The sequence below is a fragment of the Enterococcus sp. AZ084 genome (assembly GCF_051714905.1).
Lineage (GTDB): Bacteria > Bacillota > Bacilli > Lactobacillales > Enterococcaceae > Enterococcus_B > Enterococcus_B pernyi.
Genome location: NZ_JBIOSS010000001.1, coordinates 547,235 through 559,403 on the forward strand (window position 1 = coordinate 547,235; position 12,169 = coordinate 559,403).

Sequence of the window (12,169 nt, forward strand, 5' to 3'; positions counted from 1 at the left end):
AAATGATTTCCGGAGGGAAGGGGGAGAGTCAGTGGAAAAGAAAAATAATCAAAAGAAATGGATTGTGTTGGGGGTGTTTCTTTTGATCATCGGGGGCGTCTTTTTATACCTTTCAACTAGAGCAGAGGAACCAGTACCAATGGTAAGTGCAGATCTCTTACCAGGATTAAGAGACGCAAGTGACATCGAGATAGCAGAGCGTGCCCAGGAAATTGCCGATGCCAATTATTTTACGTTGCAAATCGCACCTACAGCGACTTTTGAAAACGGCGAAGCAACAGGATCGATCGAAATCGTGAACCCAGGAACAAATGTATATCCAATTGCTGTGGATATCACACTAGCAGATAGTGATGAAGTGATTTATTCATCAGGATCGATTCATCCAAACCAACAAATAGTTGGGGCAAAGTTGGATAAGCCACTTGAAAAAGGGGAATACGTCGCGATTGCTCGCGTCAATATTTATGATCCAGAGACCAATGAGAGACAAGGAATCACAGAAGCAGAACTCTCGATTATTGTTCAAAATTGAGAACTGTATGAATGGTTAACAAGGAGGGAAACATCATCATGCGCATAATGAAACAGCTTCTAATCGTCGTAGGGTTTGTATTATTTGTGGGGGGTAGCTTAGCAGAAATTACTTATAGTGCTGAAAACCAAGCCTTTTTTAAACGAGTAGAAGGGAAAATCGGTCATCAAAGTCCACCAGCAGAATCTGTTACGCCAGAAAATGAAGGAAATAAAAAGGATATTTTAGTTGTAGATACGTCAAGATTTCCTAATCGAATGTCTCGGCCTTTAAAAGCCGGAGTAAATCTACCAAAAACAGGTAGCATTTTATCTAATTGGATAAAATATGTAGGTGCTATTTTAATGCTGATAAGTATCTTATTACTTTTTTCGAAGCGTGATAGTGATGCAATAAAAAAATAATTCAACAGACGGGATTAGCTACAATAAGCAATTCAATGAATAAGAAGCTGTTACATTATGCGCATGATGTGTTTTGGCGCATGATAGAAAACAAATCAAAGGAAAGAGGATGAAAGAATGAAAAAGCAAATGAGATTAGTAGGAACTGCAGCAATGATCGGAGCATTATTAGGAGGGGCATCTTCTGTCGCTGCGACAACTTTTAACGGAGAACCAAATGGAAATATTCCAGTTACAGGACGTGTTGGTTTAGATAATACCGTTGATCCAGGGGTAAACCCACCGACAAATCCAGATGAAATGATCAACGTGACTGTACCAACATCAGCAGTCTTCTTCACAACTGGTGCTTCTGGTCATACAGAGGTCCAATCACCCGTTTACAGTGTTACAAACAACTCGGCTTGGGATGTAAATATCAATATCACAAGTTTAGCTAACCCGACTAACTTATCTAGCTTAAGTGTGTTAGAGTTAGATGTAGAAGATCAATCCGACAACGTACGAATTGTTACAAGTGGATCAGCTCTAAGTGCGCCAGCATCCTTCATGTCATTAACGAAGAATGTAGCTGAAGGTGGAACAGCACCTACTAAAGAGTTCGGATTTGTAGGAACAGCGATCCCTAACTCAAATATTGCAGATGTGATCACACCGACATTTGACATGGTTTTACAATTCCAAGCAGTAGTACCAACACCATAAAACTAGTTTGACGTGTAGCAATGAATCTGTCATCTTATCGAAGGGGATAGATAATACTTCTGGGGGAAGATTTATTTATAGAAGTTGTATCCTATTGAAGTTGAGATAACGGACGGATGAAAAAGGCACTTTTTTAAACCTAAGAATACAGCATAAAAGAGCAAGCGAATGGAAGATAGCCATTACTTGCTCTTTTTGTTTGCTCTATAACTATAGGATTTCTATTTGAGTATTCGCTTCAGTAATTTCAATGTACGCTCATTATAAGGTGGGAATAGTCCAGGAACATTGAATTTCGTTCTATTTTCATACACTCCTTTTTGATGAGAGAAGGTCAAGAAACTATACTTGCCATGATAGTTACCAATACCAGATTCTCCAACTCCACCGAAAGGCAAATGATGGTTGGCAACATGCTTGAGGACATCATTGACGGTGACATTACCTGATGAAATCTCAGACATGATTCTCTCTTTATTCATAGTAGAGGTTGTAAAAAGATACAATGCCAATGGTTTGTCATAGTATTTGATTTGAGCGATTGCATCAGTGACCGTATCGAATGACAAGATTGGTAAAATCGGACCAAAGATTTCTTCTTGCATACTTGCTGCTTCATGGGAAGGGAGATCGATCAAAGTCGGTTCAATGAATAAGTCCTCCCGATTCGTTTCACCACCAGCGACGACGAATGACTGATCCGTTTCCAACAACTTGTTGAGTCGCATAAAATGCCGATCATTGATGATCCGACCATAATCGGTGTTATTTCTGATATCAGAACCATAAAATTCTTTGATAGCAATAATCATTTCTTTGATCAATGCTTCTTTTCGCTTGCGGGATACTAAAACATAATCTGGTGCAATACAAGTTTGTCCGTTGTTCTGCAATTTTCCCCAAACGATGCGCTTTGCTGCTACTTTTAGATTTGCGGTATCATCCACGACTGCGGGACTTTTTCCGCCTAATTCTAAAGTGACAGGAGTCAAGTGTTTGGCAGCAGCTTGCATCACGATCTTTCCGACAGGAACGCTACCAGTGAAGAAAATATAGTCGAATCTTTGTGCAAGTAATTCAGTCGTTACATCCACACCACCTTCAACAGTGGTGATGTATTCTTTGGGAAAAATCGAACGGACCAGCTTTGTCAAAACGTTGGACACATTAGGCGCTAATTCACTGGGCTTCAAGATAACCGTATTCCCCGCAGCAATCGCCCCAATCAGTGGTTCAATAGCTAAATGAAAAGGGTAATTGAAAGGTGCGATGATCAAAACTTGTCCGTAAGGCTCATAATCCAGATAGCTTTTTCCCCACATATAGATCGGTGTATGAACGGGTTGACGTTTGGCGTATTTCTTCAATTTTTTGATCATCATAGAAATGCTTTGATAGACGACCCCAATTTCAGTCACGTATGCTTCATGTGCTGGTTTTCGCAGATCTTTGAACAAAGCTTGTGTTAATTCAATCTCGATTTCTCTCATCCCTTGTTTCAATTTCGCTAATTGTGCCAAACGAAAGTCGATCGATTTTGTTTGTCCTGTTTCAAAAAAGTGTTGTTGCTCTCTTAAAAGTTGATTGATCACTTGAATTCTCCTTTATGATTGGTTTGGCAACCGTTGATATAGGTCAATCATACGGGTATAAATTTGTACTTGTCAAATTGTTTTGTTTTTGGTTCGACATTCTCGATTTGCTTGTCGTATGTTGTTTGACTAGTATTTTTCGCTGAACTCTGCTATAAAAATAATAACAGTGAACATTTTTTCGCCATCCATATCAATGAAGAGGAGTCCATATTATGAGAGAATTCCAGATAGGCTTCATTACGAATCCAGTGACCGTGCGTTGGGTACGAATACTTAATCTGATTGAACGTGAACATGCGTTTACCCTTATTCATCTTTCAGAACAGTTAAATATTACACAAAGAACGCTGATCAAAGATATCCAAGCGTTAAAAGATCACTTTGGAAAAAGTGCATCGTTTCATTCTGGAAGAAATGGCCACCGTTTCGAAGAAGTGGATCGCTTGCTTTATAAAGAAAGAAAAGAGCAATTGTTAGAAAATGAAGTGCTATTTGAGATCATTGGAAATATCTTTTATGGGGAATTGAGAAATGTGGGTGACTTAGCCTATGACTATAACTATGCAGAAAGTACCTTACGTCGTTTTTTGGCTCAACTTCAATCTTCGTTGAATGATTATGGACTGACGCTAAACTTAAATCCTGTGACGATCGTTGGGGATGAAGGCAGTATTAGAAAATTCTTTTTTGATTTTTATTATGGCGGAGAACACAATCCCCATACTATCCGGCCACCCGAAGGCTTACATCAGATGATTCTTCAAGAACTGAAAAGTCACTTCGAAGAGATTGAATTAGGAAGTGGGATGACGGTCACTGCCTTTTATTATGTCTTGTATATCACGATGGTCAGAGTACAGCAAAACCACTTTATTTCTTTACCGAATTGGATCAAAGAGATCAATCAAAAAGAAAATGATTTTCAATTGCTTTACTCTTTGGTACCACTGATAGAGAAAGAATATGGTGTTTGTTTACCTAAAGAGGAAGTTTCGTGGATCCATCTTTATATTTTGTGTAATCGACCAATCGATGAGATACAACATGAAAAGCTTTTTTATGAGCGTTTCAATCAATGGCCTGAAATCAGCAATGTCGCAAAGAATTATTTTTCTTCCGATAAATATGATAGTTGGAATCGTGAACTTTTAGAAGCTTTTTTGAGTGCTTATCTTGTCGCTCGGCGAATCAATGAAGCGATTTGTCCGGAACTAAATAAAGAGTTGTTTGAAGAACGTGAAATGGTTAAAAAGAATTATAGTGAAACTTATCTAGAAAATGACAGGTTTTTAAGAAAGAATCAGAAAAGATTAGGATTAGCTGATTCCTATTTTGAGGATATCGTCAACAGTTTTACGCTTTATATTGATTTACTGATTCACTATTATCAGCCAGTAAGAACTATTTTATTTTTGATTGAAGGGGATTATTTAGTTGTCCAGTCGATTCGTCTAAAAGCAACACGAATGTTAGGAAATCAGCATCAGGTGATATTTATGCCACTCAAAGGATTGACAAAAGAGCGACTAGAGTCTGAACATGTTGATCTTGTAGTTACCAATTATCGACCCTATCTATTTGACTATGTATTGAAAAAAGAGCCGATTTTGATGAATCCGATCCCTGACAGCAAAGATTGGGAACGAGTACTTGATCAAATAAACCCCTTTATAGATAGAATGACGAGTGAAATATACTAGTTGTTTTTTAGCAAGAGTCTATGAGTGCATAAATCAAAAAAATTAATAGTATTTATTCAAGTTTAGGACATAGCGAAAAGCTAATGTCTTTTTTTTTATTTTAGTAAGTGTTTTTTCCAAATTTCACGTTTTTATGAAAATTGCGATTTTTATTTAATTTTTAGTCAAGGTAATCTATAACATGTAAGAAAGAGATAGCAACTTATCTTCTTACAACTTGTCGATTCATGGAATCAATCGTTTTTGATAGTAAATTTAAGGGGGAGGGATATGAAAAAAATCAAGCCACACTTGCTTATTATAAGTATGTTCGTGGTACTTATCCATGCACCACATACTATGTATGGTTCAGAAGTCAAAGAATCAACAACGGAAGGTTCAGTCAGTTTTAGTGGCATTTATCAGCCAATCGGGGCACCTGATCCTTCACCTGATTACATTGCAAGACCTATCGATATTGAAAATGATCAGAATGTAGATAACCATACGAATTTGCCAAAAACCAACACAGTGATAAAGGATGTTTATCGGTGGCTTGGTCTAGGTATAGTAGGCTTTCTCTTATACTGGCGGACGTCAAAAAAATAAAAAATAGAAAATGAAAGTAGGAAATTATCACATGAAATTTATCCATTTAGCAACTGTTGCAGCATTAACAACGTCGATTTTAGCTGGAGGCGTAACAATTTTTGCGGAAGAGACAGAAGAAGAAAAAGTTGAAAGCAAAGAAGTACGAAATGCAATCACAGATGCAGAGATTGGCTTTACTGCAGTTGACGAAGACGGCGAAGGAGATGATACGGAAGTTTCTCCACCGGAAGATAATCCAGGGGTAGAAATCCCACCGGCTCCAGGACCAGATGGAGACAACAAAGGACCATTGACGATTGCTTATGTACCAACAATGAACTTCGGTTCACAAGTGATTTCAAACCAAGATCGTGAATATAGCATGTTAGCAGAAATGCAACAGCTTGAAGGAACAGAAGGCGACGAGAACAAAGTACCTTATGTCAGTTTTGCACAAGTCCAAGACACTCGTGGAACGAATGCTGGCTGGGATTTGAGTGTTAGTTTAAGTGACTTCACATCAGGAACTCAAAACGGAACATTGACAGGAGCCCAAATTTCATTGAACGATCCAAGAATCGACTATCGTGGAAACAACCAATCAAATGCACCAGTTGCCCATGCGAATGGCTTAACTTTACTTCCAGGAGTAGGTGCTGTGCCAGTGATGCAAGCGGCTGAAACAAAAGGAGCTGGAACTTCTTCTGTGGTTTGGGGGAATCAAGAAGATTTGATGGCGCAACATGAGGCTGAAGGTGATGCAGCAGTTAGAAATGAGTCAATTGTCTTATCTGTTCCGGGTTCAACAGCGAAAGATGCGGCGACGTACCGTTCAACATTAACTTGGGAGTTATCTGCATTACCAGATAATGAACCAGATGAAGAGACTGAAACAGTTTAAGGAACAACAATATTTATTGTGCAAGGTGAGAGGTAGCGTTACATCGTTTTGTAGCGCTACTTTTATGAAAGAAAGGAAGCAAATGAATGCCAAATACGATTCGTATACTAGCTAAAACAAAAAAGAAATGGTCGATTACTCTGTTGTTGCTTTTATCTTTGCTTTGGTTTTCGCCCTCCGTAGGTGCCGAAGAAGGAGAATTGAATTTCTATGTGACACCGGAGTTTCCAGAAAGCCAAGTTGAAGGAAAACTGAACTATTTTGACATACAAGGGCAACCTGGAAGTACGCACACCCTTCGCTTGAAATTACAAAATATTCGAGAAGAAGAAGCCATTATTCAGATCACACCGCATACGGCATTTACAAATGTCTTGGGGGTCGTCGAATATGGGAAAAATGCCGATGAAGCGGATTCTTCTTTAAAGTATGGAATGGATACGCTGATCGAGACACCTGAGCCGATCATACTTGCAGGAAAAGAAACAAAAACAATCACTTTAGAACTACATATGCCAGCAGAATCGGTTGAAGGTTTTTTAGCTGGCGGATTAAGAATCGAGGAAGTGACACCGGAAGAGGAACAAACACCAATCGAACAAGAAGGTGTAGCTATCCAAAATGAATTTGTCTATGTAGTAGCCGTTTTAGCTAGTAACGATCGTTCCTCGGTGCAGCCAGATTTGGCATTGCTCGATGTCTTTGCAGATCAATTGAACTACCGGAACGTCATTAGTGCGAATCTGCAAAATTTCATGCCGACATTTGTCAATCAGTTAGCAGTGGAAGCAACGGTTCATAAAGTAGGCGAAGAGGAGCCTCTTTATGAAGCACAACAAGAACAAATGCAAATGGCGCCAAATTCGAATTTTAATTTTCCAATTTCACTAGAAGGGGATCGATTTCAAAGTGGCGAATATCTTTTAAAGCTAAGGGCAACTGCAGGAAAAGAAGAATGGTCATGGGAAGAAACATTTATTATCGAAGCGGATGAAGCCCAAGCATTGAATCGTGCAGATGTCACGATCGATACGAGTATCAACTGGTGGATGATTGGGGGGATCATAGTGATTCTTTTATTACTAGTGCTAACTGTTTGGCTATATTTAAAACAAAAAAGAACGAATCACAAGACTGTATGATTCGTGAGAAGGAGCAAGGGTGAATGGGATTAAATTTAAGAAAACAACTCGCTCTTTTGAGTACATCTATCATGTTAATTCAAGTACTTCTGTCATCTACTGGGACAGTCTATGCGGTACAAAAAAGCATTGTCCAGCAAGCATCTGAAGAATTATCCCACGAGAGATTATTGGAAAAAGACTATTTGGGTAATCTCAGTCAATTGAACGAAAGTCTACCAGAAATACCAGAAATTCAACAATTTTCTTTTGAAGCACAGACGTTTTCCTCCACTGTGGATCAAGCATTTCTTCTGACCTTTACGAGTAAATTACCTGCCGATCATGTCTTACTACGTCTTCCACCAGAAGGGGAAATTTTAGAAGACCAACTGGCAGAAGGCATAAGATTGGTACATTCTCACGGTGACTATTGGCATGTGCATACAGCGCAGGAACAAACAACTTTCACGTTGCAAGTTGCTTTTGTAACTGCCGGTGCGTACTTTATCACCTTAGATTATGATGCGGATCATTTTTATGTTGTCGTTGAAGAATCACACATAGAAATTGCTGAATCAACTGTAGATGTAGTAAATGAAGAAGATACTGTACCTGAGAACGAATCGGAAACGCAAGAATCAACGATCGAAAAAATAGCACATAAAGAAGAAAACATTATCCAACCAATCAGCGTTCAAGAAGCATACCATACGATTCCTGAATCACTTATAAGTGAGGAAGAGCAACGAATACTGGAAGAAACAAGAGATCCACAAAATCGCTCAACTAGTAATGTAAGAAATTGGAGTCAGTTTAGGAGTGCATGGAATAATTTTAGGACGACAGAGATCTATCAATCGGGAAATATCATTTTTTCTAGCTCGATTTTAGGAGATTCTTTGAATACAAGAAATTCATCCATTCATCTTAGTAAAGCACCTGCAACTGGCGGACATCTAGGATTTCAGGATTCTTCCACAAATATGGAGATGAGTGGAAATGCGACGTTGACTGTAACCGGCTTATATGTCCAACGTTTAGCGAGTAGTCGTAGCAATCCAATTATTAGCCACACCGGAGATGGATTAGTGATCATTCAAATGTGTATTGTTGATGCTTTTAGTGGAACACAGCCTATGATTTCTGGAAAAAATGTTAGGTTGGTCGGTTCTACTAGTGTAACGAATACTAGATTCGCAAATGTGCCTGCCATTTCCATTCGCGCAGGTGGCGTATTGGATATTGGTTACAGTAACGCTATTCAGGGAGAGATTGTTTCAAGGAATATCAAACCGGTACAATTAGCTGCTACTAGCCGAATCTTGATAAAAGCGAATCGTTTTTCCATGACTAACTATAGAACGAATGCGATTAATTCGTGGCATCAAGTTGATGTAGAGCTTGGCGGTGTTGATGGTGAACAGGTCATCCGTGGTCAAGCAGATCCCGATGATTTCACGGAACGATATTTACAAACATTTCATAATTCCGAATATACAGGGTTAGTTTTTAACGGATCTGGTTCAGGCTGGGTTCCACCTCCTGTCATAGAAGGAACAGTAACAGTCAGACATGTAGATGTGTACCACAACGAATTAGCCGAAACAGAAACGCTCACTGGTCCGATTGGTGAAAGTTATGTGACACAACCAAAGGAAATAGCAGGATGGGTATTGAATGAAGTACCACACAATACTTCTGGTGTGTTTATGAAAACAGAACAAACAGTTACTTATGTTTACGAAGAAGAAATTGATTCCTATGATCCTGTTCATCCAGTTGATCCGATCAATCCAGATCAGGAAGTTCATCCAGAGAACCCGCCAGAATTGCCAGAAGAACAAGGTGCTTTGAGTATTGATTTTGTTTCCAGCTTTGATTTTGGTCAACAATTTATATCAACGCAAGATCGTTTGTACTATGCGAAACCTCAGCGTCTCTTAAACGACCAAGGGGTGGAAGCAACGGAAGAAGAGCGCCCAAACTATGTTCAAATAAGCGACCGTCGCCCAGAACATTTACGAAATGGTTGGCAACTAGCCGTTACTCAGAGTGGGCAATTTGTCAATCCAACCGGTAATGAATTGATAGGAGCTACGATCAATTTGGACAATCAAGCACTTGCGACAGCACAAGGAGGTATCGCTCCAACAATCCAGCAAAATGAGCGTCAGGAACTCATTACGAATACAAGGAGTGTGCTACTGAAAGCAGCAGGCGGAACCGGTACTGGAACATGGATCTATCGCTTTGGTGATTTGGAGACTATGGGAGAAAGCGTAGGTTTACATGTGCCGGCAGGTGTGAATCCAGAAACGACAAGTTATTCGACAAAACTTGTCTGGGAATTGAGCAGTGTACCTGACCAATAGGGAATATACTCTTTTTGCCTTCACAAAATAAAATCAATAAAATCAGTTTGATTTTTAAGAAAATTAATTAAATGATCAACAAATAATTTTTCTGTTATTTTAAACAGAGTTTAAATTATTTGTTGATCGTTTTTTTTGTATAAAGGATCTTGAAGGCATAAAATAGGTGGAAACTCCCCCAATATTCATAGTGTTTGAAGTGATTGGAATTTTTTGTGTGTGGGATTGTAAAAGTTAGAGAATCATCTATAAGAAAAGAAAGCACACTAAAAATTAATGAATAAAGCGTGTTCTTAAAAAATAAAAAGTTGATAACCACTGAGCGAAAGGTCATAAATCCAGTCTGTTGGTCTAAGTTTTTTGTTATGGATATGCAGTAGTTTATTAAAAAATAGGAATAAGAGTACGAAAGTTATAAATAGCTTTTGCTTTTAAATTTAATCCAGTTATTTTTTCAATTTTTCACTTATTTATTATTAGTATTTCTCCATCATTTTTGTTATACATGTTTACAATCTATTTTTTTTAAGAATAGATATAAAAAACAAATGGGGTGCTAAAATGCGAGAATTACAGCTAAAGTTTATCACGAACACGATTACGGAGAGGTGGATGCGTATCTTAAATGTAATCGAGCAACAAAATATATTTACAATCGTTGGCCTGTCGCAGCAACTAGGTGTTTCTAAACGCACGATTCTAAAAGATGTCAGTGAACTGAAAACCTATTTTGAGAAGAGTGCGATTTTTGAGTCAAACACGACGGGCTATTTTTTTAAAGAAAAAAATCGACGACTGTATCATGAAGACAAAGAAGCATTGTTACAATCGGAGATTTGGTTTGAAATTATCAGTGACATTTTTTATGGAGAGCTAGTATCTGTCGGAGAATTAGCTGATCGCTATAATTATTCAGAAAGTACGATGCTACGATCAGTCGCTCAAATCAAAGAGCTTTTAAAAGAATATCAGCTTTCACTTAGCTTAAAACCAGTGGATCTTGTGGGAAAAGAAGAGAATATCCGCAAGTTTTTTTTTGATTTTTTTTATGAAGGAGAACCAACACCGTATACGGTCTATCCTCCAGAAAGTATCCACCAGATGTTTTTAAATAAGCTAGGTGAGCGTCTTGGTAAGTATGAGATAGGAACAGGGATCATGGTCACAGGATTTTATTACTGTTTGTATATCACGATGATCAGAAATAAGAATGGGCATATCATCTCTTTACCTCGTAAGATAAAAGAGATTGATTTTAGCAATGAGACAGATTTTTTATTGATGTCTGAATTGATTCCACTGATCAAAAAGGAGTATGGTATTTCGATCCACCAAGATGAAATCATTTGGCTTTTTCTGATTATAATCAGCAAACGAACGATTGATAATATCGAGCACGAGACTGTCTTTTTGGAAAAGTATAATCAGTGGTCTGAAATAGATCTAGTGATTGAATCTTACTTCCAATTATTCAACATCGACCGGAAGACTAATCCTATATTATCCACCTTTCTTTCTGCCTTTTTTCTGGGGAGGAAAATCAATAATGAAATGGCACCAATACTGAATAAATTATTAAGTGAAGAAATTATTATCATCAAAGATCTCTATGGTTTAGCCTATGAGAAAAATCGACAATTTATTCAAAAAAATCAACCATTGCTGTCTTTCTCAGAGAAATATTTAGAAGATATCATAGCAAGTTTAACGATGTATACAGAAATCTTGTTCTCTTATTATTCACCCAAGAAAACAGTGTTGTTTCTTTTGGAAGGTAATCATTTACTCGTTCAGTTGATCAAAGTCCAAGCCAATCAACTGTTGTCGAAGCAGCATCATGTGCTGTTTGTTCCGTTACATGAATTGACAGAAGAACGTTTGAATGTTGAGCATGTTGATTTGATCGTAACGAATTATCGTCCTTATTTATTGGATTACCAGTTGAACAAGGACTATTTGTTGATCAATCGAGTCCCTAATAGAAATGATTGGGTCAACATTTTTACTCAGTTGAATCCGTTACTCAATAGTATGCTGTAATAAGCAAAAAACGACATTAATCGATGAAGTAACTAAAGAGATTAACTGATCTCCGCGGTTCTTCATCGATTTTTTGTTGTGCAAATAAAAGAGCGAATCTATCAAAATCACATAGTGAAAGTGGGAACAAGCCACTTCACTAGTTAGTGAAAAATATGAATTTCTTTTCTTTTTGCGCTACGTTAATCTTATTTATGCAGAAAGTAATGATAATTACTATTAT

General features: G+C 37.9%; 10 protein-coding genes. 9 read left to right on the forward strand and 1 reads right to left on the reverse strand.

What is annotated here, in order from left to right; all coding sequences use genetic code 11:
* The first annotated feature begins 31 nt into the window (after positions 1-31).
* The 3 genes from IGI79_RS02585 (at position 32) to IGI79_RS02595 (ending at position 1,644) form a co-directional block, all read left to right on the forward strand.
* The gene (locus IGI79_RS02585) at positions 32-535 is read left to right on the forward strand and encodes a hypothetical protein (RefSeq protein ID WP_258082380.1); all 504 of its coding nucleotides are present in this window, start codon (positions 32-34) and stop codon (positions 533-535) included.
* A gap of 38 nt (positions 536-573) precedes the next feature.
* Positions 574-939: an LPXTG cell wall anchor domain-containing protein gene (locus IGI79_RS02590; protein ID WP_195273870.1), complete on the forward strand. Its 366-nt coding sequence runs from the start codon at positions 574-576 to the stop codon at positions 937-939.
* 117 nt (positions 940-1,056) lie between these two features.
* Positions 1,057-1,644, forward strand: coding sequence for a hypothetical protein (locus IGI79_RS02595; protein WP_195273868.1), 588 nt, complete (start codon positions 1,057-1,059; stop codon positions 1,642-1,644).
* A 221-nt stretch (positions 1,645-1,865) separates the two neighbouring features.
* On the opposite strand, the gene IGI79_RS02600 is transcribed toward IGI79_RS02595, so the two are convergent.
* Complete coding sequence (locus tag IGI79_RS02600) at positions 1,866-3,236, reverse strand: aldehyde dehydrogenase (RefSeq protein WP_438845685.1); 1,371 nt, start codon at positions 3,234-3,236, stop codon at positions 1,866-1,868.
* A gap of 215 nt (positions 3,237-3,451) precedes the next feature.
* On the opposite strand from IGI79_RS02600, the gene IGI79_RS02605 reads away from it, so the two are divergent.
* The 6 genes from IGI79_RS02605 to IGI79_RS02630 all read left to right on the forward strand — a co-directional run bounded on the left by IGI79_RS02605 (position 3,452) and on the right by IGI79_RS02630 (position 11,946).
* Entirely contained in the window at positions 3,452-4,939 is a 1,488-nt protein-coding gene (locus tag IGI79_RS02605) for a helix-turn-helix domain-containing protein (RefSeq protein WP_019723488.1), read from the forward strand.
* 270 nt (positions 4,940-5,209) lie between these two features.
* A complete protein-coding gene (locus IGI79_RS02610; protein WP_019723489.1) occupies positions 5,210-5,527 on the forward strand; it encodes a hypothetical protein in 318 nt (105 codons plus the stop codon).
* A 31-nt stretch (positions 5,528-5,558) separates the two neighbouring features.
* A complete protein-coding gene (locus IGI79_RS02615) occupies positions 5,559-6,410 on the forward strand; it encodes a WxL domain-containing protein (RefSeq protein WP_066025195.1) in 852 nt (283 codons plus the stop codon).
* An 86-nt stretch (positions 6,411-6,496) separates the two neighbouring features.
* The gene (locus tag IGI79_RS02620; protein ID WP_019723491.1) at positions 6,497-7,552 is read left to right on the forward strand and encodes a DUF916 and DUF3324 domain-containing protein; all 1,056 of its coding nucleotides are present in this window, start codon (positions 6,497-6,499) and stop codon (positions 7,550-7,552) included.
* 23 nt (positions 7,553-7,575) lie between these two features.
* The gene (locus tag IGI79_RS02625; RefSeq protein ID WP_438845686.1) at positions 7,576-9,906 is read left to right on the forward strand and encodes a WxL domain-containing protein; all 2,331 of its coding nucleotides are present in this window, start codon (positions 7,576-7,578) and stop codon (positions 9,904-9,906) included.
* 561 nt (positions 9,907-10,467) lie between these two features.
* The gene (locus IGI79_RS02630; protein WP_438845687.1) at positions 10,468-11,946 is read left to right on the forward strand and encodes a helix-turn-helix domain-containing protein; all 1,479 of its coding nucleotides are present in this window, start codon (positions 10,468-10,470) and stop codon (positions 11,944-11,946) included.
* Positions 11,947-12,169: the final 223 nt, after the last annotated feature.